This is a genomic window from Citrobacter sp. MGH100 (assembly GCF_001034465.1).
In the GTDB taxonomy this organism is placed as follows: domain Bacteria; phylum Pseudomonadota; class Gammaproteobacteria; order Enterobacterales; family Enterobacteriaceae; genus Citrobacter; species Citrobacter youngae.
Window position 1 is genome coordinate 488,699 of sequence record NZ_KQ089800.1, and the last position, 26,770, is coordinate 515,468.

Annotated in this window: 28 protein-coding genes, 1 tRNA gene and 1 riboswitch; of the genes, 18 read left to right on the forward strand and 11 right to left on the reverse strand. The window is 49.3% G+C overall.

The features are described from left to right. Positions 1 to 56: 56 nt before the first annotated feature. Positions 57 to 153: riboswitch (TPP riboswitch) on the forward strand. 32 nt (positions 154 to 185) lie between these two features. Genes thiM through SK32_RS02270 form a run of 3 tightly spaced genes read left to right on the forward strand, consistent with a single transcriptional unit; the run spans position 186 to position 2,569 of the window. After that, positions 186 to 974, forward strand: a complete 789-nt coding sequence (thiM, locus tag SK32_RS02260; RefSeq protein ID WP_048211194.1) for a hydroxyethylthiazole kinase — start codon at positions 186 to 188, stop codon at positions 972 to 974. Next, positions 971 to 1,771 (forward strand): bifunctional hydroxymethylpyrimidine kinase/phosphomethylpyrimidine kinase, encoded by an 801-nt coding sequence (gene thiD, locus SK32_RS02265; protein WP_048211195.1) that lies wholly within the window; start codon positions 971 to 973, stop codon positions 1,769 to 1,771. The genes thiM and thiD overlap by 4 nt, the downstream gene beginning before the upstream one ends. A 51-nt stretch (positions 1,772 to 1,822) precedes the next feature. After that, on the forward strand, positions 1,823 to 2,569 hold the full coding sequence (locus SK32_RS02270; protein WP_005129153.1) for a GntR family transcriptional regulator: 747 nt from the start codon (positions 1,823 to 1,825) through the stop codon (positions 2,567 to 2,569). Here the strand turns inward: SK32_RS02270 and SK32_RS02275 are convergent. The 3 genes from SK32_RS02275 to SK32_RS02285 are packed head-to-tail and all read right to left on the reverse strand — an operon-like array spanning position 2,543 to position 5,783. Next, entirely contained in the window at positions 2,543 to 3,508 is a 966-nt protein-coding gene (locus SK32_RS02275; protein WP_048211196.1) for a PfkB family carbohydrate kinase, read from the reverse strand. The genes SK32_RS02270 and SK32_RS02275 overlap by 27 nt on opposite strands. Next, the gene (locus SK32_RS02280) at positions 3,505 to 4,509 is read right to left on the reverse strand and encodes an ADP-ribosylglycohydrolase family protein (RefSeq protein WP_048211197.1); all 1,005 of its coding nucleotides are present in this window, start codon (positions 4,507 to 4,509) and stop codon (positions 3,505 to 3,507) included. The genes SK32_RS02275 and SK32_RS02280 overlap by 4 nt, the downstream gene beginning before the upstream one ends. After that, on the reverse strand, positions 4,506 to 5,783 hold the full coding sequence (locus SK32_RS02285) for a nucleoside permease (RefSeq protein WP_048211198.1): 1,278 nt from the start codon (positions 5,781 to 5,783) through the stop codon (positions 4,506 to 4,508). Before SK32_RS02285 ends, SK32_RS02280 begins: the two co-directional genes overlap by 4 nt. Positions 5,784 to 6,035: 252 nt before the next feature. On the opposite strand from SK32_RS02285, the gene fbaB reads away from it, so the two are divergent. Continuing rightward, positions 6,036 to 7,088, forward strand: coding sequence for a class I fructose-bisphosphate aldolase (fbaB, locus tag SK32_RS02290; RefSeq protein WP_005129139.1), 1,053 nt, complete (start codon positions 6,036 to 6,038; stop codon positions 7,086 to 7,088). Positions 7,089 to 7,109: 21 nt separating this feature from the next. Here the strand turns inward: fbaB and yegS are convergent, their stop codons facing one another. Continuing rightward, on the reverse strand, positions 7,110 to 8,009 hold the full coding sequence (gene yegS / locus SK32_RS02295; protein ID WP_048211199.1) for a lipid kinase YegS: 900 nt from the start codon (positions 8,007 to 8,009) through the stop codon (positions 7,110 to 7,112). Between the two features lie 170 nt (positions 8,010 to 8,179). Then, a tRNA-Ser gene (locus tag SK32_RS02300) sits at positions 8,180 to 8,267 on the reverse strand. 236 nt (positions 8,268 to 8,503) lie between these two features. Between SK32_RS02300 and ghrA the strand changes: the two genes are divergently transcribed. From ghrA to SK32_RS02320, 4 genes are all read left to right on the forward strand, one after another. Beyond that, positions 8,504 to 9,442, forward strand: a complete 939-nt coding sequence (gene ghrA / locus SK32_RS02305) for a glyoxylate/hydroxypyruvate reductase GhrA (protein WP_048211200.1) — start codon at positions 8,504 to 8,506, stop codon at positions 9,440 to 9,442. 116 nt (positions 9,443 to 9,558) lie between these two features. Beyond that, positions 9,559 to 10,296, forward strand: a complete 738-nt coding sequence (locus SK32_RS02310) for a phosphatase (protein WP_048211201.1) — start codon at positions 9,559 to 9,561, stop codon at positions 10,294 to 10,296. A gap of 23 nt (positions 10,297 to 10,319) precedes the next feature. Then, the gene (locus SK32_RS02315) at positions 10,320 to 10,874 is read left to right on the forward strand and encodes a TorD/DmsD family molecular chaperone (RefSeq protein WP_048211202.1); all 555 of its coding nucleotides are present in this window, start codon (positions 10,320 to 10,322) and stop codon (positions 10,872 to 10,874) included. 101 nt (positions 10,875 to 10,975) lie between these two features. After that, on the forward strand, positions 10,976 to 11,458 hold the full coding sequence (locus SK32_RS02320; protein ID WP_048211203.1) for a DUF1097 domain-containing protein: 483 nt from the start codon (positions 10,976 to 10,978) through the stop codon (positions 11,456 to 11,458). 45 nt (positions 11,459 to 11,503) lie between these two features. Here SK32_RS02320 and csgG read toward each other — a convergent pair whose 3' ends face one another. The 4 genes from csgG to csgD are packed head-to-tail and all read right to left on the reverse strand — an operon-like array spanning position 11,504 to position 13,855. Then, the gene (gene csgG, locus SK32_RS02325) at positions 11,504 to 12,337 is read right to left on the reverse strand and encodes a curli production assembly/transport protein CsgG (protein WP_048211204.1); all 834 of its coding nucleotides are present in this window, start codon (positions 12,335 to 12,337) and stop codon (positions 11,504 to 11,506) included. Between the two features lie 25 nt (positions 12,338 to 12,362). Further along, on the reverse strand, positions 12,363 to 12,776 hold the full coding sequence (gene csgF / locus SK32_RS02330) for a curli production assembly/transport protein CsgF (protein WP_005129126.1): 414 nt from the start codon (positions 12,774 to 12,776) through the stop codon (positions 12,363 to 12,365). A gap of 25 nt (positions 12,777 to 12,801) precedes the next feature. Beyond that, positions 12,802 to 13,200 carry a curli production assembly/transport protein CsgE gene (gene csgE, locus SK32_RS02335; protein ID WP_048211205.1) on the reverse strand — a complete coding sequence of 133 codons (399 nt, stop codon included), beginning with the start codon at positions 13,198 to 13,200 and terminating at the stop codon, positions 12,802 to 12,804. A gap of 4 nt (positions 13,201 to 13,204) precedes the next feature. Next, a complete protein-coding gene (gene csgD / locus SK32_RS02340; RefSeq protein WP_005129125.1) occupies positions 13,205 to 13,855 on the reverse strand; it encodes a biofilm master transcriptional regulator CsgD in 651 nt (216 codons plus the stop codon). Between the two features lie 760 nt (positions 13,856 to 14,615). Between csgD and csgB the strand changes: the two genes are divergently transcribed. The 6 genes from csgB to SK32_RS02370 all read left to right on the forward strand — a co-directional run bounded on the left by csgB (position 14,616) and on the right by SK32_RS02370 (position 18,492). Then, positions 14,616 to 15,071: a curli minor subunit CsgB gene (gene csgB, locus SK32_RS02345; protein ID WP_048211206.1), complete on the forward strand. Its 456-nt coding sequence runs from the start codon at positions 14,616 to 14,618 to the stop codon at positions 15,069 to 15,071. A 40-nt stretch (positions 15,072 to 15,111) separates the two neighbouring features. Then, positions 15,112 to 15,561 (forward strand): curli major subunit CsgA, encoded by a 450-nt coding sequence (csgA, locus tag SK32_RS02350; protein WP_048211207.1) that lies wholly within the window; start codon positions 15,112 to 15,114, stop codon positions 15,559 to 15,561. 60 nt (positions 15,562 to 15,621) lie between these two features. Beyond that, the gene (csgC, locus tag SK32_RS02355) at positions 15,622 to 15,954 is read left to right on the forward strand and encodes a curli assembly chaperone CsgC (RefSeq protein WP_048211208.1); all 333 of its coding nucleotides are present in this window, start codon (positions 15,622 to 15,624) and stop codon (positions 15,952 to 15,954) included. Positions 15,955 to 16,105: 151 nt separating this feature from the next. Then, the gene (locus tag SK32_RS02360) at positions 16,106 to 16,426 is read left to right on the forward strand and encodes a type 1 fimbrial protein (RefSeq protein WP_048211209.1); all 321 of its coding nucleotides are present in this window, start codon (positions 16,106 to 16,108) and stop codon (positions 16,424 to 16,426) included. A 100-nt stretch (positions 16,427 to 16,526) separates the two neighbouring features. Next, on the forward strand, positions 16,527 to 17,069 hold the full coding sequence (gene ymdB / locus SK32_RS02365) for an O-acetyl-ADP-ribose deacetylase (RefSeq protein WP_048211210.1): 543 nt from the start codon (positions 16,527 to 16,529) through the stop codon (positions 17,067 to 17,069). Then, positions 17,005 to 18,492, forward strand: a complete 1,488-nt coding sequence (locus SK32_RS02370; RefSeq protein WP_086523385.1) for a phospholipase D family protein — start codon at positions 17,005 to 17,007, stop codon at positions 18,490 to 18,492. Before ymdB ends, SK32_RS02370 begins: the two co-directional genes overlap by 65 nt. 20 nt (positions 18,493 to 18,512) lie before the next feature. Here the strand turns inward: SK32_RS02370 and mdoC are convergent, their stop codons facing one another. Then, entirely contained in the window at positions 18,513 to 19,673 is a 1,161-nt protein-coding gene (gene mdoC / locus SK32_RS02375) for a glucans biosynthesis protein MdoC (RefSeq protein ID WP_048211212.1), read from the reverse strand. A 271-nt stretch (positions 19,674 to 19,944) separates the two neighbouring features. Here mdoC and mdoG point away from each other — a divergent pair, with 271 nt between their 5' ends. The 3 genes from mdoG to SK32_RS02390 all read left to right on the forward strand — a co-directional run bounded on the left by mdoG (position 19,945) and on the right by SK32_RS02390 (position 24,303). After that, a complete protein-coding gene (gene mdoG, locus SK32_RS02380; RefSeq protein WP_086523802.1) occupies positions 19,945 to 21,480 on the forward strand; it encodes a glucans biosynthesis protein MdoG in 1,536 nt (511 codons plus the stop codon). Further along, the gene (gene mdoH, locus SK32_RS02385) at positions 21,473 to 24,001 is read left to right on the forward strand and encodes a glucans biosynthesis glucosyltransferase MdoH (protein ID WP_048211213.1); all 2,529 of its coding nucleotides are present in this window, start codon (positions 21,473 to 21,475) and stop codon (positions 23,999 to 24,001) included. Before mdoG ends, mdoH begins: the two co-directional genes overlap by 8 nt. A 62-nt stretch (positions 24,002 to 24,063) precedes the next feature. Beyond that, positions 24,064 to 24,303, forward strand: coding sequence for a YceK/YidQ family lipoprotein (locus SK32_RS02390; RefSeq protein ID WP_168216504.1), 240 nt, complete (start codon positions 24,064 to 24,066; stop codon positions 24,301 to 24,303). On the opposite strand, the gene SK32_RS02395 is transcribed toward SK32_RS02390, so the two are convergent. Beyond that, a complete protein-coding gene (locus tag SK32_RS02395) occupies positions 24,304 to 24,684 on the reverse strand; it encodes a MysB family protein (RefSeq protein WP_048211214.1) in 381 nt (126 codons plus the stop codon). A gap of 661 nt (positions 24,685 to 25,345) precedes the next feature. Here SK32_RS02395 and SK32_RS02400 point away from each other — a divergent pair. After that, positions 25,346 to 26,677, forward strand: a complete 1,332-nt coding sequence (locus SK32_RS02400; RefSeq protein WP_048211215.1) for a sensor domain-containing diguanylate cyclase — start codon at positions 25,346 to 25,348, stop codon at positions 26,675 to 26,677. Positions 26,678 to 26,770 lie beyond the last annotated feature (93 nt).

A 26,770-nucleotide genomic window follows, 5' to 3' on the forward strand; every position in this document is an offset into this window, starting at 1 on the left:
ACAACATGGCGTGCAGACAGTATCCTGTTGCTGAAACCTGAATATCATATTTGTGTTTCAACGACTCGGGGTGCCCTTCCTGGTGAAGGCTGAGAAATACCCGTACCACCTGATCTGGATAATGCCAGCGTAGGGAAGTCTGACACTGCTCGTGTCCCTTCTTTCACGCGGGCAGGAGCTGAACCATGCAGCCTGACCTGCACAGCCGCGCACTTGCGGCCCACACCTTACACCAATTTAGAACGCTTTCCCCCCTCACTCACTGTATGACCAACGAGGTTGTGCAAAGCTTCACTGCCAATACGTTACTGGCACTTGGCGCATCGCCCGCGATGGTGATCGAACCTGAGGAAGCCAGCCAGTTTGCTGCTATTGCCCAGGCGCTGCTCATTAATGTTGGGACACTGACTCAGGCGCGGGCAACGGCAATGCGTGCCGCCGTTGAACAGGCGCAGCAGGCGAAAACCCCCTGGACGCTCGATCCCGTTGCCGTGGGCGCACTGGCGTTTCGTCGTCGCTTCTGTCTGGATTTACTGGCGCTACAGCCAGCGGCTATTCGCGGTAACGCCTCAGAAATCCTTGCGCTGGCGGGGATGAACGGAGTGGGGCGCGGTGTAGACACGACTGATACGCCAGCGGTAGCCCTTCCGGCAGCACAAACACTGGCACGCCAGGTTGGAACCATTGTCGTGGTGACCGGCGAAGTTGACTATGTTACCGATGGTCAGCGTACCGTCTGCGTGAGCGGCGGTGACCCGTTGATGACGCGCGTAGTGGGCACCGGCTGTGCATTGTCAGCGGTAGTCGCAGCCAGTTGCGCCCTGGAGGGCGACCGGTTGAATAATGTTGCTTCTGCCTGTAGCTGGATGAAGCAAGCCGGACAACGCGCCACTGAACAATCGACGGGACCGGGAAGTTTTGTTCCGGCATTTCTCGACGCTCTCTATAACCTGAACGCCCAGGAGCAAGCATGAAACGGATTAACGCATTAACGATCGCCGGAACCGATCCAAGCGGTGGCGCGGGTATTCAGGCCGATTTAAAAACCTTCTCGGCGCTTGGCGCATACGGCTGCTCAGTTATTACCGCGTTGGTGGCACAAAATACGCGTGGGGTGCAGTCGGTGTATCGCATTGAACCTGACTTTGTTGCTGCACAGCTGGACTCGGTGTTCAGCGATGTGCGCATCGATACCACCAAAATCGGCATGCTGGCAGAAACCGATATTGTCGAAGCCGTTGCCGAACGTTTACAGCGTCATCGGGTACAAAACGTCGTACTGGATACGGTAATGTTGGCAAAAAGCGGCGATCCGCTATTGTCTTCCTCTGCGGTTGAAACGCTGCGTACCCGTCTGTTACCGCAAGTGTCGATTATTACCCCTAATCTGCCGGAGGCGGCGGCGTTGCTCGGGGCATCGCATGCCCGAACGGAGCAGGAAATGTTAGAGCAGGGGCGCGCGTTGCGGGCGCTGGGCTGTGAGGCGGTATTAATGAAAGGGGGTCATCTTGATGATGAGCAAAGCCCTGACTGGCTGTTTACCCGCGATGGCGAACAGCGTTTCACCGCGCCAAGGGTGGTGACAAAAAATACGCACGGAACGGGGTGCACGTTGTCAGCAGCGCTGGCGGCACTGCGTCCACGCCATGTTAACTGGGCTGATACGGTACAGGAGGCTAAGTTGTGGCTCTCTGCGGCGCTGGCGCAGGCGGATACGCTGGAAGTGGGCGAGGGGATTGGTCCGGTGCATCATTTCCACGCGTGGTGGTGATGAGCAGAAATGGTATACTGGCTGCAGAAACGGCTGCCAGGAAAAAGATAAATGGAACAAGCGCATACCCAGCTTATTGCGCAACTGAATGAACGTATTTCAGCGGCGGACAACACGCCGCTGTATATGAAATTCGCTCAAACGGTTAAGAACGCCGTGCGCAGTGGGATCCTGGAGCATGGCAATATCCTGCCTGGCGAGCGCGACCTCAGCCAGTTGACCGGCGTTTCACGCATTACGGTGCGCAAAGCGATGCAGGCGCTGGAAGAAGAGGGGGTGGTGACGCGTGCGCGTGGCTACGGGACGCAAATCAATAACATCTTCGAGTATTCGCTCAAAGAAGCGCGCGGTTTTTCACAACAGGTAGTGTTACGCGGTAAAAAGCCGGATACGCTGTGGGTGAATAAACGCGTGGTGCCCTGCCCGGAAGAGGTGGCTCAGCAGTTGGCCATTGCTGTCGGCAGTGAGGTCTTCTTGCTCAAGCGCATTCGCTATGTTGATGAAGATGCTGTGTCTATTGAAGAATCATGGGTACCCGCTCATCTTATCCATGACGTGGATGCCATTGGCGTTTCCCTGTACGACTATTTCCGCAGCCAGCATATCTTTCCACAGCGCACACGCTCACGCGTTAGCGCGCGGATGCCGGACGCCGAGTTTCAGTCACATATCCAGATGGACAGCAAAGTGCCGGTACTGGTGATCAAGCAGGTAGCGCTTGATCAGCAGCAACGGCCTATTGAATACAGTATCAGTTACTGTCGAAGCGACCTATACGTCTTTGTGTGCGAGGAGTAACGCCTCGCGTGAGGGGGCGCAGTCGCCGCCGCGGTGACCCACCACCCAGGATGCTACCGCATTGCCAAGCAGGACGGCATCGTCCAGCGACCAGCCTGATGCCAGCCCAGCCAGCATGCCGCCGGCGTGGCTGTCACCTGCGCCAATGGTATCAACGACCGCCGTTGCAAATGCCGGTACGCAGCCAGATGTCTGTGCGCTGAAATACCATGCGCCGTCTTTATCGTGACGCACGACCACCGCTGCGGTGAAACGCTGCACCCATTCTGCGCCAAAACCTTCCACATCCTGACTCAATGCAAATCGCTCGGCAGCAATTTTCGCCTCCTGACGATTAAGTGACACCAGCGGACGGCAGGCCATAATTCGTACCAGTAAGGGCTCGGGAATGTCGCCGATGCGCGGGCCAAAATCGATAAACGGCGTCACCTCTTCCAGACCTTCCAGCCACTGCACCAGCAATTCACCGCACGGGGACGCTAGCTGATAACCCGAGAGATACACCAGGCTATGACGCGGGATATCCAGCTGTGCCAGCCAGTCAGCATTCCACTGATTTTCGACGCCGCTAAAGGACATAAATGTGCGTTCACCGTCCGGCTCTACCAATGCCAGACACCAGCCGTTATCACCTTCGGCATTATCGATCAGGCTGTGCAATCCTTCTTTCGCCATACGGTTGCGGATAATATCGGCCCACACGCCCTGACCCAGCGGTAACGCATTGCTGGCCTCGATACCTAAACGTTTAAGCGCCACGGCAATATTGAGCGCGCAGCCGCCAACGTTCACCCCTTGCTGCTTAAGCTCAATGTCACAGCCGCGCCAGGGAAGAGCATACGCATCGGCAATGACATCAATCACCGCCGCACCCACCACCGTTACTGGCCGCTGTGTACGTAACTGCGAGAGAAGTTGTTGCAGACGCGCGGTGCTCATAGCGCCTCCCGCTGCTCACGCAGGCGCAGTAATCCACTGGCGTAGCGGATAAAGTCCAGCTGATTTACCGCATCAAGCTCATGTTTCAGGGCCGGGTCAATCGCGCCGACGCCGTGCAGCGCGCCACAAATGGCGGTTGCTATCGCTCCGATGGTATCGGTATCGCCGCCGAGGTTCGCGCACAGAATGGCGCAGCGATTGGGATCGGTCTGCGCCAGTTCGACCATCGCGATGGCGCAAGGCACGGACTCAATGGTGCTGGTTCCTGCACCTACAACCTGATACAGCTGCTCACTGGCAGACTCAAAGCCGTCGGCATTACGGACGATTTTCAGCGCCAGTTCAAGGCGTGCACAGAGAGACGCGCTGAAGGTGGTGATCCGCTTTTGCTGGGCATGCCGGGCAATGGCGGGCAGTGCGTCGACAATCTCCGACCATTTACCGCCATCAATGGCGCGTGATACCGCCCACGCGACCACAACTGCGCCAGCAATAGCCAGATCCGATTTATGCGTTGGACTGGAAGCTAATGCTACGTCGTCGATAAAGGCATCGAGATCGCGCGCGGGCAGCAGACATCCCAACGGCGACACGCGCATAGCCGCCCCATTGGTGACACCGTTGTTTTCCAGCTTAGCAACGGGCTTACCATCGCGGATGGCATTGAGCGCAATTTTTGAGGTCGGACCCAGCACGTTTTTATTAAAGGCATCAAAGCGCTCTGCCCAGGCCAGAATATTGCGACCAATAACGTCGGGTACAATTTCTCCGTCGCACTCGAGCAGGGCATCTGCCAGACACAGCGCCATGGAGGTGTCATCAGTGAACTCCGCCTGGCTGAAATAGCAGGCGGCATTATTCTCCGCCGGACCGGGCAAAAAACGGTCGATCCAACCGAAGTGAGCTTTTACCCGGGTTCGTGGCCACAGTTCCGACGGCATACCCATCGCATCCCCTAACGCCTGCCCATAAAGAGCACCGAGAATACGTTCTGCTTTCATTTAATTTCCCCTTGTTGCAATACGATATCGCGGTCGTCCACCTTAATGGCGGTGATTTCTTTGTCTGACTCGCGAAAGAAAATCATAAACAGCACGGCGATAACGGCGATCATGATCGCGCCAAATCCCCACATGCCAGCCCAGTTAAAGGTGAGGCCATTCACCGGCTCTTTATAAGCAAACATTTTTTCCATCATCACCCCACCCAGGCGGTAGCCGAGCAGGCTGCCGAATCCCTGACAGCAGAGAGTGATTAACCCCTGCGCAGCGGTACGCATGTGCACTGGCGCTTTTTTATCGACATAGATGTAGGCCGTAACGTAGTAGAAGTCGTAGCTAACGCCATGTAGCAGAATGCCGAGAAATAGCAGGGCGTAGGTGAAATATTCTTCCGCGCCGCCGTAAACAAAAAATCCGTAGCGGATCGCGGCAGTGATAAGACCAAGCAACAGTACCTTTTTAATGCCAAAGCGTTTGGTGAAGAACGGCAGTGCCAGCATGAAGAAAATTTCAGAGAACTGGCCCAGCGTCATCCAGCCGGTCGCATTTTTCATCCCAACTTCTGTCAGGTAGCCGTTGGCGAAGATGTAGTAAAACGCCAGCGGCATGGCAAACAGAAAAGAGCAGAAGAAAAAGACCAGGAAGTTCTTATCACGCAGCAGGATCAGCGCATCCAGACCCAGCATGACTTTGAAATCCATCTTGCCGGTACTTTTCGGTGGTGTATCCGGTAAAAAGAAAGCGAAGATACCCAGTAACGCGGAACTCGCGGCCGTAATGAGCAGTGGAATGTTGGTCGGTGAAATGTCGTTATAGCCGAGCATTTGCGGTAAGAACCCGCAAGCCAGGCCGGAAGCAATCCAGCCGATCGTGCCCATTACGCGAATGCGCGGAAAATCACGTTCGACATCCGGGACGTTGGCGAAGGCGATACTGTTGGTTAGTGCAATCGTCGGCATATAGGTGAGTGAATACGCCAGCAATAGCGGAAAGAATCCGCCGAACGTCGTCTGCTGCGCTGCAAAATACATCAAAATCGCGCCGACAAACATCAGCACTGCCAGTACTTTTTGCGCAGAGAAAAAGCGGTCAGTGATCGAACCGACGAAGATCGGTGAGAGGATCGCGGCAATGGCGGTACAGGCATAAGACCAGCCAATTTCACCAGCAGTAAAGCCGCTTTTACTCAGCCAGAGCCAAAGCGGCACAAACCAGGCGCCCCAGATAAACCACTCCACAAACATCATGAACGACAGCTTAACTGTAGTTTTCATCTTTAAATCCTTCATGACAGGTAAGGTACGTCTGGATAGTACCACTCAACAATACCTTTTAAATACCTTTATGGTCTAAATTTGACTGCTGTATCATTTTTTGATGCCTGAATCGAGCCAGCGGAAATCGCTGAAAAGTGCGCTAAAGATGGAAAAAATGCGCAGTCAGTACCAGACTTATTGCTGCCCGCCATCAGGCGGGTCAGGACAATCCACTTCCGAGATCAAATCGGAACTTACGGGAGCATAGCTATGACTGATATTGCGCAGTTGCTTGGCAAAGATGCCGACAACCTTTTACAGCATCGTTGTATGACCATTCCTTCTGACCAACTTTACCTGCCAGGACATGATTACGTCGACCGCGTGATGGTTGACAATAACCGTCCCCCCGCCGTGCTGCGTAATATGCAGACGCTGTACAACACCGGACGGCTCGCCGGGACCGGTTATTTGTCGATTCTGCCTGTAGACCAGGGTGTGGAACATTCTGCTGGGGCATCGTTTGCCGCAAACCCGCTGTATTTTGATCCGAAAAATATTGTTGAGCTGGCGATTGAAGCGGGCTGCAACTGCGTCGCGTCAACCTATGGCGTGCTGGCGTCTGTTTCCCGCCGTTATGCGCATCGCATTCCATTCCTGGTGAAAATTAACCATAACGAAACGCTTAGCTACCCGAATACCTTTGACCAGACGCTGTATGCCAGCGTGGAGCAAGCGTTCAATATGGGCGCGGTCGCGGTGGGGGCAACCATTTATTTTGGTTCAGAGGAGTCGCGCCGCCAGATTGAAGAGATCTCTGCAGCCTTTGAGCGCGCCCATGAGCTGGGCATGGTGACGGTACTGTGGGCCTATTTGCGCAACTCTGCGTTTAAGAAAGACGGTGTGGATTATCATGTTTCGGCTGATTTGACCGGGCAGGCAAACCACCTGGCGGCAACTATCGGCGCGGATATCGTTAAACAGAAAATGGCGGAGAATAACGGCGGGTATAAAGCGGTTAACTTCGGCTATACCGACGATCGTGTCTATAGCAAGTTGACCAGTGATAACCCGATTGACCTGGTGCGTTATCAACTGGCGAACTGCTATATGGGACGCGCCGGACTCATTAACTCCGGTGGTGCGGCCGGCGGAGAAACCGATCTCAGCGATGCGGTACGTACCGCGGTGATTAACAAGCGTGCCGGTGGCATGGGGTTAATTCTTGGACGTAAAGCATTCAAGAAAACCATGGCTGACGGCGTGAAGCTGATTAATGCCGTCCAGGATGTTTATCTGGATAACAAAGTCACGATTGCCTGATGTCAGTAGAGTGCCGTCGGATTAGCGCAATAATGGGCAACCCGGCGGTAGCCTGCAGCGCAGGGCTGCAGGCAGGATTTCAACATGAAACTCTTGCCCGCTGAGCGGTTCACCATCCAGATTGAAGGTAATTTCATGTGGCGCACGGATATCAAACCATGATGATGTGCCATCAATGATATTCGGATTGTCTTCGGACTGAGTTATCGCCGATAGCAGTGCCGGAATCAGCTCCTCACTGGTAAAGATTCGCAGTTGCAGCAGGCCGTCATTAATGAGCGCTGTCGGGCAAAGTTGCTGTCCACCACCGGCCTGACGCCCATTGCCAATACCAATCACCAGCGCGTCCCCCTGCCAGTGAAAGTTTTCGCCGCGAATTTCGCAACTGTCTGGCTTCAGCGTATCCATGCGCATTAACCCGTGAATAAAGTACGACACACCGCCAAGGGCGGCTTTGAGTTTCTCCGGTGTTTCGGTGGTGATCCGAGTACCGAACCCTCCGGTCGCCATATTGATAAAGCAGGTTTTATCGTTGACCTGCGCCATATCAATCTCTACCGAATTCCCGGCAATTGCCAGCTTTAATGCCTTGTCCAGCGCTTCAGGAATGCCAACGCTGGTAGCAAAATCATTTGCCGTTCCCAATGGCAAAATCCCGAGCGCCGGAACATTCTCCCCCTGACAGTGGATCAGCGCAGTGGATACTTCGTTGATGGTACCGTCACCACCGCCGGCAATCACCGTTGCTACGCCCAACCGGAGCGCTTCATCAACGTAACGTTGTGCATCGCCTTTTTCCCAGGTCACGCGAACATGGATTTCGACACTCTCATTGCGCAGTTGAGCGATAGCGTCACGCAGGGGAAGGTTATCAGCACTTTTTCCATTCAGGATCAGTAAGCTGGCCGGGAATGCTATCATCCTGTTGCCTCACTTTTATCGTTTTAACTAGTGTATGTCAGGAATGCATATATGGCGTAGGAACTGACTGAAAGCGAAGATCCATCGACGGGTTCTGAGGGCGGTTGATAGTCTGTATGGGACAGAGGCGAAAAAAAGCCCGTACATGCGTACGAGCTCTTTCTCGAATATGGCGGTGAGGCGGGGATTCGAACCCCGGATACGTTGCCGTATACACACTTTCCAGGTGTGCTCCTTCAGCCACTCGGACACCTCACCATATTGTTGTTCCTGTACTGCTGGAACGGGCGCTAATGTAGGGGAAATACCGCCCCGGCGTCAATCTACTTTTTCAAAAAAACGTGCATTTACACAAACTTCAAGCAACATGGGGCTTAAATGAGCGGGAATTGTTTTTTTTGCCAGCACTCTGAAATTTGCTAATCTGATGTTCCCTCGGAAAATGATGATAATAAGTGCGAGAATGTTCCGCATAACAATGTTCAGGAGACAATATGGAAATAATTTTCTATCACCCTACATTTGATACGGCCTGGTGGGTAAAGGCGCTGACGAAAGCCATCCCTGGCGCTAACGTTCGCGAGTGGAAAGCGGGTGATAATGCCCATGCCGACTATGCGCTGGTCTGGCATCCGCCGGTTGAAATGCTGGCAGGGCGAAAGTTAAAAGCTGTCTTTGCATTGGGAGCCGGAGTGGATTCCATCCTCAGTAAGCTTAAAGCACACCCGGAGATGCTGGATACCTCGATTCCACTTTTCCGTCTGGAAGATACCGGTATGGGTCTGCAAATGCAGGAGTATGCGGTGAGTCAGGTGTTGCACTGGTTCCGCCGCTTTGATGATTATCAGGCATTAAAATCCCAGGCGAAGTGGCAGCCGTTGCAAGAGTACACCCGTGATGAATTTACCATCGGCATCATGGGAGCTGGTGTATTAGGGGCTAAAGTGGCAGAGAGCCTGCAGGCATGGGGGTTCCCACTGCGCTGTTGGAGCCGTACCCGTAAATCCTGGCCTGGTGTGGAAAGTTTTGCGGGCACCGAAGAATTGAGTGCATTTTTAAGCCAGACGCGTGTGCTGGTTAATCTTCTGCCCAATACGGCAGAAACGGTAGGCATTATTAATGCCGGACTGTTGAATCAATTACAGGATGGAGCCTATGTGCTGAACCTGGCGCGTGGTGTTCATCTCAATGAAGACGATCTTCTGGCATCGTTGGATAGCGGAAAACTGAAAGGTGCTATGCTGGATGTCTATAGCCGAGAACCGCTACCAGAAGACAACCCATTGTGGAAACACCCGCGTGTGGCGATGACGCCGCACATTGCTGCGGTAACGCGCCCAGCGGAAGCGGTGGATTATATTTCTCGTACAATCCTGAGCCTGGAAAGTGGAAAAGCGGTTACCGGTCAGGTCGATCGCGTTCGGGGTTACTGATATCAATGTCAACCCGGCCAGCGCCGGGTTTCGACTAAATACAACCCGAATTATTTAGGGTATTAATGGCGGCGATACCTGCTATCCTTGACGGAAAACGACTACAGGAGAGAGTTATGTATCCCGTTGACCTGCATATGCATACCGTTGCCAGCACCCATGCCTACAGCACCTTAAGTGATTACATCGCTGAAGCTCATCGCAAAGGCATCAAGCTGTTTGCCATTACCGATCATGGACCGGACATGGCGGATGCGCCTCATCACTGGCACTTTATTAACATGCGTATTTGGCCGCGTGTTGTAGATGGCGTAGGGATCCTGCGCGGCATTGAGGCGAATATTAAGAATATAGAAGGTGAAATTGACTGCTCAGGGCCGATGTTTGACTCACTCGATCTGATTATTGCAGGCTTCCATGAGCCGGTTTTTGCACCTCACGATAAAGACACGAATACCCAGGCGATGATCGCCACGATGGCGAGCGGCAATGTGCATATTATCAGCCATCCAGGAAATCCCAAATATCCCGTCGATATCACCGCAATTGCACAGGCGGCGGCAAAATATCAGGTCGCGCTGGAAATCAATAATTCCTCGTTTTTGCATTCGCGTAAGGGCAGTGAAGATAACTGTCGCGCTGTGGCTGCGGCAGTACGTGATGCAGGTGGCTGGGTGGCCCTGGGTTCAGATTCCCATACCGCATTCACGTTGGGAGAGTTCGGTGAATGCCGTAAGATTCTGGATGATGTGGGCTTCCCGGAAGACCGAATTCTGAACGTTTCACCAAAACGCTTGCTGTCGTTTCTGGAATCGCGGGGCATGGAGCCTATCGCGGAATTTGCTGAACTTTAATTGTTACTAACTGGAATATATCAATGAACGAGTTTTCTATCCTGTGCCGTGTACTGGGCTCACTGTTTTACCGCCAACCGCAGGACCCTTTACTGGTTCCCCTGTTTACCTTGATTAGCGAAGGTAAACTGTCTGCTAACTGGCCACTGGAACAGGATGAGCTGTTGGCCCGTTTGCAGAAAAGCTGTGATATGCCCCAGCTTGCTGCAGATTACAACGCGCTGTTTGTCGGGAAAGAATGTTCAGTGCCGCCTTATCGTAGCGCCTGGGTAGAAGGGGCGAAGGAAGCGGATGTTCGTGCATTCCTGTCTGCGCGTGGAATGCCGCTTGCGGATACACCTGCCGATCATATTGGTACCTTGTTGCTGGCGGCATCCTGGCTTGAAGACCAGTCCGCAGAAGATGAGAGTGAAGCACTGGAAACCTTGTTTGTTGACTACCTGCTTCCCTGGTGCGACACGTTCCTTGGTAAAGTTGAGGCGCATGCGAATACCGCTTTCTGGCGAACTATGGCGCCACTGACGCGCGATGCAATTAGTGCAATGTGGGATGAATTACAGGAAGATGCAGACGAATAAATGTGATTTAAGTCACTATATACTGCAACGTAATTCATCATCTTGCATGAATTGTGTGCACGATCTCATTACCATGCCGTTTTTCTGCTAAGATGCGCGGCATGAACATACTTCTCTCTATTGCAATCACAACGGGCATTCTCTCCGGACTCTGGGGATGGGTGGCCGTTTCTCTTGGTTTACTCAGTTGGGCTGGCTTCCTGGGCTGTACAGCCTATTTTGCCTGCCCACAAGGTGGACTGAAAGGGCTGTGGATCTCGGCGTGTACGCTGCTAAGCGGTGTGGTGTGGGCGTTGGTGATTATTAATGGTAGTGCACTTGCTCCACATATGGACATCCTTGGCTATGTCATGACGGGAATTGTCGCATTTATGATGTGTATCCAGGCAAAGCAATGGCTGCTTTCATTTGTGCCAGGCACGTTTATTGGCGCATGCGCAACGTTTGCAGGGCAAGGGGATTGGCAACTGGTTGTGCCGTCTCTGGCGCTAGGTCTGGTATTCGGCTATGCGATGAAAAACAGCGGATTGTGGCTGGCATCACGTCGCGAAAACCCGGCTTCATCCACGCTGACCAGTAAATAAAAAAAGCGTGAGGGTTCCCTCACGCTTTTTATTCTCTCTTTAGTATCAGGACTCTGGAGGTACCGACATATGACGGTATTTGACCAGAATGTCGTTATCAACTTGTTTCTTATCCTGCAAATCCCACAAGCCGCGATCGATACCGTCATTTATCAGGAAGATAACGCCAGTTTCAATGGCTGACATCAGGCAAAGCATGACCGGTTCGTTAGAGGTATAACCAATTTCCCCTTCCAGAAGCCGTTGGTAGTCAATGAAACGGAATACCCCTGCCTGCACTTCATAAGACAGGATGGTTTTACTGGTATTGACCGAAGAAAGGATCTCACCGGTACTGACGTTAACTACGCGCAGGTTTACCGCTATCTGGTCGAGTTGATATTGCGTATCGGCACCAATACCGAAATAACGCGCGCCGACACCACCTGATTTAACGTTGCTTTCATAGCCGATGATTGAACCTTCCACCATCACGTTAGCTGCGGTTAATGATTGCAGCGGAATTCGGTTGTTAATGGCAACCGTGCCGTTTTCCTGTGCCGCACGGATGATTTTTCGTTCGTTCAGTAAGTTCTGTAATCCCTGACGCTCCAGCGGCACGAACCAACGCGAATCTTTCAGTGCGGTAACCAGCATTGCCGTGGCACTTTGCGGTACGGCAGTGGAGAAGTTACTTGCCGGATAAGGTTTAAACTGACCAGTTTCATCCTGGATATTGTAAACCGATACAAAGATTTTACCCGTAGGCATCGGGAGATGCGTCAAGTCTTTGTAACTTTGGGCGCGAGGCATTAATGTCGGTTTAGCGGCTTCTTGCGGTGGGGACGTTAAGCATCCGCTGAGTAAAAATACTGCAACCATTATAAGTAAGCGCTGCATGATTTTTTCCTTTCGTGGCTATGGCTTAGAAATCGGTTGACTGTGTTTGTAAACCCGACACTTCGATCGTTGATGTTTTTCCCGATTTCCTGTCGGTAACATTCAATTGCAACTGCCCGTCCCGGTTAGCGATATCAATGATAAAATCATTGGTCACCATTCTTCCCGGCTTACCGGTATTAATGTTGGTGAGCAGGCCGCCGAGAATTTGTGACTGAATCGCCTGAGTAAAGTTATCCAGCGCTGACGGTGTTTCAATTCCGTAATCGCTATAGCTCGGATCTTTATAGGAGTTCTGCGCCTGAGCGCTGTTCAACAAAAAAGCGCCGTTATTCGGGTTGCCACCAAAGTTTGGATTTCGGAACTGGAACGTCATGTTTCCGGCCCAACTTAATGGTGAAATTAGCATGAGCAAAACCACTGCATGTTTGACACGCATGAAAGCCTCCGGACAAAATCATGTTTTAGAATTCATCGCGCGCTAAATCGCTCGTGCTTAATAGTGTTTGATCTATTTGCCGGCGATTTAATGCTTCCTCAGTTTGTGCCAATGCGAAGACGACAATTTTGTCGAAGTCTCTTTTCGTGGGGAATAAAAAAGTCTGGAAGATAACGTCCTGATTGACCGTTATGGTGATCCAACTTCCCCAACGCGCACTGGGTCTTTCATTGATAGTTAAATTTCCTGTGTACTCACTTTCCCACTTGTCACTAAATGCACGATAAAAATCATGCCCGATTGAAGAGACAGTGTGGTCAGTTAACAGTCCGGGAACCTCCACTTCTACGCCTGTAGCCGCGTGCAAATTCCCGGCAGCAAAGAATAAATTTGCTGCCACAATCCAGGTCAAATAGCGTTTCATGGCTTTATCGCCTGAGGTTATCATTGGCCCATGAGACCGCCTGCGTACGATTTTTGACAGCTATCTTTTTGAAAAGATTATAAAGATGTGTTTTTACCGTATTTTCACTGATAAATAGTGAGCGAGCGATTTCAATATTTGAGGCGCCGATACGCAATTTATTAAGTATCTCTTTTTCACGGTGTGTCAGCAGCGCTGATTCCGTGCTGTTATAACGATAATTTCCAGAATGCGTGATCAGATAACTGGCAAGCTTTTGCGTGAAGTAACATTCACCGCGTAAGACGCCCTGCAAGCCGCTAACAACACGCTGTTCGTCTTCAGTTGCGTAAAACACGCCATTGATATGTGGCCAGTTTTCGATATCCCGATAAGGGTAGTCATCAGGGGTATTCAACAATAACGTCTTTATATTGTTGTTTTTTCTGCTCAAATTATCTTGCCAGTAATGGATCAGTTTTTTATCTGCCTCCATCATATCCAGTAAAACAATGCAGCTGGAGGAAATATCATCCAGAGAACGTTGAATATTATGTAGTTTTCCGGTTAGCGCCAGTGATTGTTTTAAATGTTGTAATAATGCAGTTGCCTGCAAAGAAGGTTTCGTGATCAACAATAATGTATGACCATGAATGCTATGGACTTCATTAAACATGATGAAACTCCACTTTTTAGTCGCACACCTGACAGCTGTCTCTACTAAAATAGAGGCACCAGAAGTACTGACAGATGTTGCACTGCTGTGTAGAAATAAAATATCGACCCAAAGGGGTGAAAATATTAAAACAAATGGACTTCAACTGATTTCAATCTAGCTATTACAAATCTTAAAGCAAGTGTTAAACATGTAACAGGATGTAAAATTATATATTAAAATGTGATTTTTAGGTTTTATTGGAGTTTAGATTTGATAGGAAAGTTGTACATTTTACCGTTACTGCATAGATTTAAAAAATCATACAAATTATAATAATTTATTGATTTATAAGGTTTTAATTAATGATTAGCAAGTTTTAGATTTCTAATGAATTCTAAATTCTTTGTCCCACTTTACGTTGGACAATTTTAAGAGGAAAAAACTGACCTTTGTCACGACTTGCATCGATGACTATCGCGACACGGTGCTGTGAAGCCCTGAAATCGCGGAAAATGCACTTTTTCAGTGACTGCATAGAAATTCATTTCTGATTGAGAAATAAAAATAAAACCTATACCTGTAGCGGTGTTATTCACTGTTAATTAGTACTTTGGGGTGAATCTGGATATCAAAATACCACTCGCGGGTGAGTTATTTAAAATGTTTCAACGGACATACTCTTCATCGTAACGTGGCGTTAACAAATGTAAGTCATGTTAACAACAATTTGAGTGGTAATTAATTTAACTTCATGTACGACCAGGTCCAGGGTGACAGCATGAAAAACAAGTTGTTATTTATGATGTTTACAATACTGGGTGTGCCTGGGATTGCATCCGCAACCAGTTATGATTTAGCTAATTCAGAATATAACTTTGCGGTAAATGAATTAAGTAAGTCTTCATTTAATCAGGCAGCCATTATTGGTCAGGTTGGCACTGCTAACAGTGCAAATACTCGCCAGGAGGGCAGCAAGTTATTGTCGGTCATTTCGCAAGAAGGTTCAGGTAACCGGGCGAGAACAGATCAGACAGGATCATATAATTTTGCATATATTGATCAAACGGGCAGCTCCAATGATGCGAGTATTAAACAAAGTTCTTACGGTAATACAGCGATGATTATCCAGAAAGGTTCTGGGAATAAAGCAAATATTACCCAGTACGGTACACAAAAAACAGCAGTTGTGGTGCAGAGACAGTCGCAAATGGCAATTCGCGTTACTCAACGCTAATCCGTAAACGACGTTTAAATCAATCCGATGGGGGTTTACCATGAAACTTTTAAAAGTGGCAGCATTCGCAGCAATCGTAGTTTCTGGCAGTGCTCTGGCAGGTGTTGTTCCGCAATGGGGCGGCAATCATCATGGTGGCGGTAGTAATTATGGCCCGGACTCTTCATTGAGTATTTACCAATATGGGTCAAGTAACGTTGCGAATGCGCTGCAAAGTGATGCACGTAAATCAGACGTGACCATCACACAACACGGACATGGTAACGGTGCTACCGTCGGGCAAGGTGCTGATGACAGTACCATTAGCCTGAAACAGACTGGCTTCCAGAACAGCGCTGATATCAATCAGTGGAATGCAAAAAATGCTGACATCAGTGTAACTCAGTTCGGTGGTCGTAACGGTGCGGTGGTTAATCAGACTGCATCTGACTCGAATGTTCTGATTCAGCAGGTTGGTTATGGCAACAATGCGACAGCTAACCAGCACTAATTCAGTTTTATAACTGATAATAAACAGGGCGAAAGCCCTGTTTTTTTTCGGGAGCATATTATGCATACGCTATTACTCATTGCCGCGCTTTCAAATCAAATAACCTTTAATACAACCCAGCAAGGTGAGATGTATACCATTATTCCGCAGGTGACATTATCGCAACCCTGCGTGTGCGAGGTACAAGTTCTTGCCATACGTAAAGGGTCGGGGGGGCAAAGCCAAACGCAACAGAAAACAAGCCTGTCGATCCCTGCTAATCGGCCGATTGAATTAACAAAACTGAGCTTTAATATTTCACCTGAAGATACGGTCAACATTGTCGTTACCGTTTCGGATGGGCAGTCATTGCATCTGTCCCAGCAGTGGCCTGATTCAAGCAATCGCTCATGATTTTTTGCTGTATTTGCTTTAAAGGTGTGGCTGGGAAAGCGGTGCTGTTCTATGAATATAGAGACGTGAAAACGTTTTTATTTGGTCGTTAATCGCAGCGGTGAAGGATCACTTCGATCCCTCAAGGATGGTTTATCATTGAGGAACCCTTATGAGCACCTTATTAAAACGTATTTTAAGTACCAGTTTATGTGTTACTTCTTTTTTTATCTTCCCCGCAACGGCGCAGCAAATCACATCTGGCGGGATTATCCATTTTCGTGGCGCAATAGTTGAATCGCCTTGTGATGTGAGCTCGCAACAACAGCAGATTGAAGTGTCATGTATACGTGATGGCAAGTTACGGAGTAGTCGCTATAACACACAACAGATAACGATGGCCCCTGAAAGCCTCCAGCAAATTGCCAGTATGAGAATGCAGTACCTTAATGAACAGAAAAATCTGGCAATTCTTAATATTGAATATAAATGAATCGTTCTGGCGTAGATATGCACCTGTATAGTTAAAAAGTGAGATTTCATAGAAAACCCTGCTGTACACTTAACGGAGAGTGTTTTGTCAGGGGGAACTTATGCAATCGCGTGTTCATGTTTTACAGGGCGACATTACGACAATCGCCGTTGATGTGATTGTCAATGCGGCCAACTCCTCGTTGCTGGGCGGCGGTGGCGTTGATGGAGCGATTCATCGCGTCGCTGGACCTGCACTGTTGGAGGCCTGCAAACAGGTATTACAGCAACAGGGCGAATGCCCAACCGGCCATGCGGTTATCACCCTGGCAGGAAATCTTCCCGCCAAAGCGGTGATCCACACTGTTGGGCCCGTCTGGCAGGGCGGCGATCATCATGAAGCAGAACGCCTTGAAGAGGCCTATCTCAATTCATTACAACTGGCACTGGCCAATGGCTATCAATCCATTGCGTTCCCGGCTATCAGCACCGGAGCCTACGGATATCCACGTGCAGCGGCGGCGGAGATTGCGGTGAATACGGTGCAAAAATTTATCACCCGCCGTGCGCTACCTGATCAAATCTACTTCGTGTGTTTTGATGAGGAAAATGCCAGGTTATACAAGAGATTACTCACCCAACAAGGCGATGATAACACGGCCTGATATGACGCGACTTGAGCGTGCCATTACCCCATTGTGCGCAAGCCATCCGGACCAGTGCGGCATTCTGGCACTGGATGACAGTCTGGATGCTTTCGCAGCCCGTTATCGGCTGACAGAAATGGCGGAACGAACGCTGGATGTGCAGTATTACATCTGGGAGAACGACATGTCCGGGCTGCTGCTGTTTTCTGTTCTGCTGGCCGCGGCGAAACGCGGGGTACGGGTTCGTTTGCTGTTGGATGATAACAACACTCCGGGCCTTGATGACACGCTGCGTCTGTTGGATAACCATCCAAATATTGAAGTCCGCCTGTTTAATCCCTTTTCATTTCGCATCCTTCGCGCATTGGGGTATTTAACCGATTTCGCCCGGCTCAATCGCCGCATGCACAATAAAAGTTATACCGCGGACGGTGTAGTGACGCTGGTCGGCGGGCGTAATATCGGAGATGCCTATTTCGGTGCGGGTGAAGAACCGTTGTTTTCCGATCTTGACGTGATGGCCATCGGTCCAGTGGTGAAAGAGGTCGCGGATGATTTTGAGCGATACTGGCAATGTCAGTCAGTTTCAACGTTACAAAGAGTCCTGGAGTTGTCTGAACCAGAAACGACTCAACGCATTGAACTGCCTGAATCCTGGTATAACGACGATATTACCCGACGCTATTTGCACAAACTGGAGACCAGCCAGTTTATGACGCATCTTGACCAGGGTTCACTGTCGCTGATTTGGGCCAAAACGCGCCTGCTCAGTGACGATCCGGCAAAAGGAGAGGGGAAAGCGCCGCGTCACTCGCTATTACCGCAGCGTTTGTTTGACGTCATGGGCTCACCCACTGAGCGTATTGATATTATTTCCGCTTACTTTGTGCCGACACGTGCCGGAGTCGCACAACTCCTGCGCCTGGTCCGAAAAGGGGTAAAGATTGCTATTTTAACTAACTCGCTGGCCGCGAATGATGTGGCAATTGTGCATGCAGGATATGCGCGCTGGCGGAAAAAATTGCTGCGCTATGGTGTAGAACTGTATGAGCTAAAACCAACCCGCGATCGCGGTACGGTGGTACACGATCGCGGGTTGACCGGCAATTCAGGCTCTAGTCTGCATGCGAAAACCTTCAGCATTGATGGCCGCAAAGTCTTCATCGGCTCGCTTAATTTTGATCCGCGCTCAACGTTGCTCAATACGGAAATGGGATTTGTGATTGAGAGTGAAGTGCTGGCGTCATTGATTCATAAACGCTTTATGCAAAGCCAGCGTGATGTGGCCTGGCAATTGCGCCTGGACCGCTGGGGCCGGATAAACTGGGTAGATTGTCCTGGCGGCAGTGAGCGGGTAGTGAAAAAAGAACCCGCCACAGGATTCTGGAAGCGGGTTCTGGTGAGGCTGGCCTCTGTATTACCGATTGAATGGTTGCTTTGAACCATGCAATGACAGGCCTGCTATCCGGCAATGGCCTTGTTTTTATCCTGCTTAACGATGGGTTTCCCTGAAAAGAGGAACTTCAGCACCGGTATCCGCAAGTGGATTTCGTACAATATTACCGCAATCCCGACAACAAACAGCAGCCCACAGAGAAAACCCAGCAGGTTTGATGTAATGTGCGGTGTGATATAGGCGCCGAAAAACAGCGTTAACGGATGATGCACCAGATAGATAAACAGTGATGCATTGACAAAATAGGTGACACGGGCTGACTGGAAATTCAATAAACGGTGGCCGAGCGAGAAAACGACGTTAACCATCCACAGTCCCATCACCATTGTTATCACGTATTCGGTTTCATACATCCAGGCATCGCCGTTTCCATAGCGTTGATTGAGCAGATAAGCCATAAAAGCGCATGCCGCGCCTAACGTGCAGCTGCGCGAGGGCGTTGTGAACAGTGCTTTCAACTGCGGATTGATAAACGCCAGCGCGCCGAGCATAAAGAACGGCACATAGAACAGCGTTTGCATGACGATAAAATTAAACATGCCATCGCTGAGAATAGACGGGTAGACGATAAAAATTGTTCTTCTGACGGCGGCGTATCCGACGCCAAGCAACAAAAAGATCAACGTCAGTTTTGTCATCGATATCGTGGACGTGCTGACGCCATCGGGGCTCGTCAACCGGTGTTTCATTTGGCTAAACACCCACATACTCACGGTTGTTAAAACGACAAGGACGAGTAAAAACCACAGATGAGAAATCAGCTCCCATGCCAGTGCGTTGTATTTATCGTACCCACTGAGAGTATGCCAACTGTCGGCTTTGCCTTTCACATATTGCAGCATGATAAATTGCGGCAGTGTGAGTAGCGGGATGGCGGTCAGCATAGGGATCCCCACGCGTTCAACACGCACTTTCCACCACCGCTTTAAGGGATAGCGCAAAAACAGCATGTATGAAAAGTAACCCGAAATAACAAAGAAGACCTGCATGCGAAATGCATGTATGAAATCGTTAAAGAGGGTCAATATCCATGACGGTTCTGCGCTGTTCACATGCCAGGTATGTGTGGAGTAGATCAGCGAGATATGGAAGGGAATCCCCAACAACATCAGCCAGGCACGGATGGAATCCAGAAAATATTCACGTGGTGGAGATACAGAGCTCATAGACAGTTACGTATTCTCAGACTTTTCGTCTTATCCCTAAGACGAATTATGGTTACATTCGAAGGCAACCCTACACGAAGTCCAACAACCTGTCTCCAGGATAAGCACTCAAAGTGAAAACAGGCAGGCGAACCTGCTTAAACCATGAGCCAGCACGCGAACAATACAGGGATTCAGTTGTCGGAATACCCGATTATCCATTAAAATGGATCGGATCAATATAAGCACACAAAGGGGGAAGTGCTTACTAATTATGAAACATAAACTACAAATGATGAAAATGCGTTGGTTGGGTGCAGCAGTAATGTTAACGCTGTATACATCATCGAGCTGGGCGTTCAGTATTGATGATGTTGCAAAGCAAGCTCAATCCTTAGCCGATAAAGGCTACGAGGCGCCAAAAAGTAACTTGCCCTCCGTTTTCCGCGACATGAAATATGCGGATTATCAGCAGATCCAGTTTAATCGCGACAAAGCATACTGGAGCAATCTTAAGACCCCATTTAAGCTCGAATTCTACCACCAGGGTATGTACTTCGACACGCCGGTCAAGATCAACGAAGTTACCGCAACTGCGGTGAAAAAAATCAAATACAGCCCGGATTATTTTAATTTTGGCGATGTGCAGCACGATAAAGACACGGTAAAAGATCTCGGTTTCGCCGGGTTTAAGGTACTGTATCCGCTCAACAGCAAAGACAAAAACGATGAAATCGTCAGCATGCTCGGCGCCAGCTATTTCCGCGTACTTGGTGCAGGCCAGGTCTATGGGCTGTCTGCGCGCGGTCTCGCGATAGATACCGCACTGCCTTCTGGTGAAGAGTTTCCCCGCTTCCGTGAGTTTTGGATCGAACGTCCAAAACCGACTGACAAACGTTTAACCATTTATGCCCTGCTGGACTCCCCGCGTGCAACCGGGGCGTATCGCTTTGTGATTATTCCAGGCCGTGACACGGTTGTGGATGTTCAGTCCAAAGTCTATCTGCGCGATAAAGTGGGCAAGCTGGGCGTAGCTCCGTTAACCAGTATGTTCCTGTTCGGACCGAACCAGCCATCTCCGACGACAAATTATCGTCCGGAACTGCACGACTCAAACGGATTGTCTATCCATGCTGGTAACGGCGAGTGGATTTGGCGTCCGCTGAATAACCCGAAACATCTCGCGGTGAGCAGCTTTGCGATGGAAAACCCGCAAGGATTCGGCCTGTTGCAACGTGGACGTCAGTTCTCCCGTTTCGAAGATATCGACGACCGTTATGACCTGCGCCCAAGTGCCTGGATCACGCCAAAAGGCGACTGGGGTAAAGGCAAAATTGAATTAGTTGAGATCCCCACTAACGACGAAACAAACGATAACATCGTTGCCTACTGGACACCGGATCAACTGCCGGAAGCAGGTAAAGAGATGAACTTTAAGTACACCCTGACGTTTACGCGCGATGAAGATAAGCTTCATGCGCCAGAAAATGCCTGGGTGCAGCAGACTCGCCGTTCCACAGGGGATGTCAAACAATCTAATCTCATTCGTCAGCCTGACGGCACTATCGCGTTTGTGGTGGATTTCACCGGCACCGAGATGAAAAAGCTGCCGCAGGACACCCCGATTACCGCGCAAACCAGTATTGGCGACAACGGTGAAATCGTGGAAAGCACCGTGCGTTACAACCCGGTTACGAAAGGGTGGCGCTTGATGCTGCGCGTGAAAGTGAAAGATGCGAAGAAAACCACTGAAATGCGTGCTGCGTTGGCCAATGCCGATCAGCCGTTGAGTGAAACCTGGAGCTACCAGTTACCTGCCAATGAATAAGACAACTGAGTATATTGACGCAATGCCGCTTTCGGATATCGAAAAAGCGGCACTGCCGAAAACTGACATTCGCGCCGTTCATCAGGCGCTGGATGCCGAGCACCGTACTTACTCGCGCGAAGATGATTCACCGCAGGGTTCTGTAAAAGCTCGCCTTGAGCAAACCTGGCCAGACTCTCTGGCCAAAGATCAGTTGATAAAGGATGATGAAGGGCGTGACCAGCTGCAGGCAATGCCGAAAGCGACACGTACTTCAATGTTTCCCGATCCCTGGCGTACTAACCCGGTTGGCCGTTTTTGGGATCGCCTGCGTGGGCGCGATGTCACACCGCGTTATCTTTCTCGTTTGACGAAAGAAGAACAAGAAAGTGAGCAGAAATGGCGTACCGTCGGCACGATCCGCCGTTATACGCTGTTGATCTTGACGCTGGCGCAAACGGTCGTAGCGACCTGGTATATGAAGACGATCCTTCCTTATCAGGGATGGGCGTTCATTAATCCAGCAGATATGATGGGGCAGAACCTGTGGGTTTCCTTTATGCAGTTGCTGCCTTATGTGCTGCAGACCGGTATCCTCATTCTGTTTGCCGTGCTTTTTTGTTGGGTATCAGCCGGTTTCTGGACCGCGCTGATGGGCTTCCTGCAGTTGCTGATTGGGCGTGACAAGTACAGTATCTCTGCCTCAACGGTAGGGGATGAGCCGCTGAATCCCGAGCACCGCACTGCGCTAATCATGCCTATCTGTAACGAGGACGTTGACCGCGTATTCGCGGGCCTGCGCGCTACGTGGGAGTCGGTTAAAGCCACGGGGAATGCGGAGCATTTCGATGTTTACATTCTGAGTGACAGCTACAATCCTGATATCTGCGTTGCGGAACAAAAGGCGTGGATGGAGCTGATTGCCGAAGTGCAGGGCGAAGGACAGATTTTCTACCGTCGTCGTCGTCGTCGTGTGAAGCGTAAAAGCGGTAACATTGATGACTTCTGCCGTCGCTGGGGCAACCAGTACAGCTATATGGTGGTGCTGGACGCTGATTCCGTGATGAGCGGAGACTGTCTGACCGGTCTGGTACGCCTGATGGAAGCGAACCCGAATGCCGGGATTATCCAGTCTTCGCCGAAAGCGTCTGGTATGGACACCCTGTACGCGCGCTGCCAGCAGTTTGCTACCCGCGTTTATGGCCCGCTGTTTACCGCCGGACTTCACTTCTGGCAGTTGGGTGAGTCGCACTACTGGGGTCATAACGCGATTATTCGTGTGAAACCGTTCATTGAACACTGTGCGCTTGCACCGCTGCCGGGCGAAGGCTCATTTGCGGGATCGATCCTCTCCCATGACTTCGTGGAAGCGGCATTGATGCGTCGTGCGGGCTGGGGCGTGTGGATTGCCTACGATCTGCCGGGTTCATATGAAGAGCTGCCACCGAACCTGCTGGATGAGCTCAAGCGTGACCGTCGCTGGTGCCACGGTAACCTGATGAACTTCCGTCTGTTCCTGGTTAAAGGGATGCACCCGGTTCATCGCGCGGTGTTCCTGACCGGTGTGATGTCCTATCTGTCAGCACCGTTGTGGTTCATGTTCCTCGCGTTGTCGACCGCATTACAGGTGGTCCATGCGTTGACGGAACCGCAGTACTTCCTGCAACCACGTCAGCTGTTCCCGGTCTGGCCGCAGTGGCGCCCTGAGCTGGCTATCGCGTTGTTTGCCTCAACGATGGTGCTGTTGTTCCTGCCGAAGCTGCTGAGTATTTTGCTTATCTGGTGCAAAGGCACGAAAGAGTACGGTGGATTTATTCGCGTCACGTTGTCGCTGCTGCTGGAGGTTCTGTTCTCCGTGCTGCTGGCGCCGGTGCGTATGTTGTTCCATACCGTTTTCGTGGTGAGTGCCTTCCTCGGATGGGAAGTGGTGTGGAATTCGCCGCAACGCGATGACGACTCCACTCCGTGGGGCGAGGCGTTTATGCGTCACGGATCTCAGCTGTTGTTGGGCCTGGTGTGGGCAGTAGGGATGGCCTGGCTGGATCTGCGTTTCCTGTTCTGGCTGGCTCCGATTGTCTTTTCACTAATCCTGTCGCCGTTTGTTTCCGTCATTTCCAGTCGTTCAACGGTTGGGTTACGTACCAAACGCTGGAAACTGTTCCTGATCCCGGAAGAGTATTCTCCGCCGAAGGTGCTGGTGGACACGGATAACTATCTGGAGTTGAACCGTAATCGTTCGCTGGATGATGGTTTCATGCACGCTGTGTTTAACCCGTCGTTTAACGCGCTGGCAACGGCAATGGCTACCGCGCGCCATCGTGCGAGTAACGTGCTTGAAATCGCACGTGATCGCCATGTCGAGCAGGCGCTGAATGAAACGCCGGAGAAACTGAATCGCGATCGTCGCCTGGTTCTGTTGAGCGATCCGGTGACCATGGCGCGTTTACATTATCGCGTCTGGAATTCACCGGATAAGTATTCTTCATGGGTTAATTATTATCAGGGGATCTCCCTGAACCCACTGGCACTCAGGAAAAAATAAGCGTGTGAAACGTAAAAATACCGGCCTGGAGCCGGTATTTTTTTATACTGAATATAAAAGTCATGAGGTATCCAGTGCGAATGCTGGCTGTGGGAATGATGGTCTTTCTTCTGAGCGGATGCGGCAGCATTATTAGCCGGACGATCCCCGGACAAGGACACGGAAATCAATACTATCCAGGCGTGCAATGGGATGTCCGGGACTCTGCGTGGCGTTACGTCACCATCCTGGATCTGCCGTTTTCGCTGGTGTTTGATACGTTGCTATTACCGCTCGATATACACCATGGGCCTTACGAGTAACTATCGTTCATCCCATTCATCGGCTGCGGTCCGGCCTTCCTCTGTGTCAAGGGGAGGCTCCAGTTGAAATTCACCCTCATCCCATTCGTGGAGCGTATTTTCCTCCTGCCACTCCTGGCGAATATCAATCTCATCATAGTCACCATCAAAAACGCTTTGTGCCGCTTCACCGCTCAGCATGGGTAAACATTCGCCTTCGCCATCATCTTCGTCGGCAAAAAACTCAGCTTGCCACATGATATCGCCATCCTGTAGCACGTACTTTTGTACGTTGAACTGCTGGACGCTGGCTTCGTCAGATTCAAGACCTGGATTATCAGCCAGAAACTCTTCACGTGCTGCATCAATGGCTTCTTCAAGGGTGGGGTACAAGGCATTCATATTCGCATCCTGATCGCATGGGTGATTGGCTTAATAAAAAGATATAGGTGGTGTGGTGAGAACTGTCAAAGCATTCGTTTATCGCGAAGTTTCAGGTATGCAACGGCTTGAAGCATCGAGTGTTTCTTACCATAACCACACGGTTGTGGTGCTTCCTGGAACAACAAAAACACGGGGGAACCCTACTGCCAATACGTTTCATGAACAGCAAACCTTAAGTTTTTAAGAATCGGTTGGAGTGTATTAAACTCAAGCGGTTATGCAGGAGCACCATGAGTGAGGATGTCATAGTTTAAAGGGGGTGATTGAATAGAGTGCAAGCCATACTTTATAGCGGATGAAACAATATAATTTATATAAGGTTTTTATTATAACTAATTGAAATTAAAGAGTAAGGCAAAAAGTGACGCGCGTGAGTATTACGTTTAAAGTATCGATATTTGTTTAAGTTAGATATCCATAAATGATATTGTTAATCATTATATATGTGATAAATATGTTAATGTATAACAAAGTATAAGAAAACATCCATAACATTCAATGAATAATAACATGCGTTATAAATAAGATTGTCATTATTGAAAGAATGATAAATTATTAATTTGCAAAAAGTAATGGCTTAATATATAAAATGCGAAATAGGATTCTTGCCAGGGCTGTTATGGATAATAGTAATTCAAACAATAGCAGGTTGATGAACTTTTACATTACTTGCTCAGTCAGCTATTTTATTGCTGGTGTGTGTCTTTCTCAGTATCAGTTAGAAGTGCAGAGTGTACCTCAAACAACATATTTAATAATCATCGTTGGGTTATTTTTCCTGTACGGCATTGTTTTTCTTTTTATGCTTTTTCAATACCTTTGCAGGAAAGATCTAACATACCTGATGATATTAGGAATGGCATTCCTTAGTAATAATATCTATCTTATCGAAACTATATATATCGTTCAGGATTTAATTAATGATAGCGTTTTGATAGAAAAACGCACAAATGATATTGCTATCTTCTATTATTTTAGGCAAGTTAGTTTTATCGCATTACTTTTTGTATCATTGAAAGCTTATAAAGCGGCTTCCACAGTTATTGAGACTAAAGAAAGAGAACCATGCTACATAATTATAGCATTGTTGATTATGCTGGCAATTGCATTCCTTTCGCATAACTTATCAAGTTATAACGCTGATGTTACGATTGAAATTACCAGTCACAAAACTGACAATAAAACGGTGCACTGGCATATTGGCTACATATATTCACTGATTATTTCATGGGGAATGGTTTTGTTGTATCTGCCAGTGAAAACAAAAATGCATGGTATCTTATGGAAAAGCATCGCGTTACTGTGTTGCTCTGCAATCCTGACGAATGTTCTGCTGTTGAGTCTGGATGAATATAGTATGTATATTTGGTATGTCAGTAGGGGAATCGAAGTTATCAGCACCTTAAGTATCATATCTATATTAATGTACAACACGTTCATTATTCTTAAGAGAGAGGCGGATTCAGCAATAAAAGATGCGATGACTAAGATATATAACCGAAAATTATTCTATAAGGCACTAAAATCATCTTTAGTAAAAGGTGCTATTTGTATAATGATACTGGATATAGATAAATTCAAACGCATCAATGATTCTTATGGCCATCAGGAAGGCGATCACGTTATAAAGAGCATTGTTGATATTGTCAATAAATCGATCAGGGACTCAGACATTTTTGCGAGAATTGGTGGGGAAGAGTTTGGGCTCCTGATTAAGTGTAAAGATAAAGCTGAAGCAATGTTTGTTGCGGAAAGAATAAGAAAAAATGTTGAGACTGAAACAGCGGAGCCCAATATATATGGCCTGAAAGAGAAAATGACAATCAGCATCGGTGTATATTGTAGTAAATCTGATGATTATTCTGCTGACAAAGTCGTATCATATGCCGATGCTGCGCTGTATGATGCGAAAAACTCAGGGAGAAATAAAGTGGTTTACTATAACAGCTAGAATAATATTAAGCGTTATTGAGTTCACTCTGCGTATCCCCCATATTAAGCCAATTGATATGTTAGGGGGACCGTTGAGAATGAATACACAAAA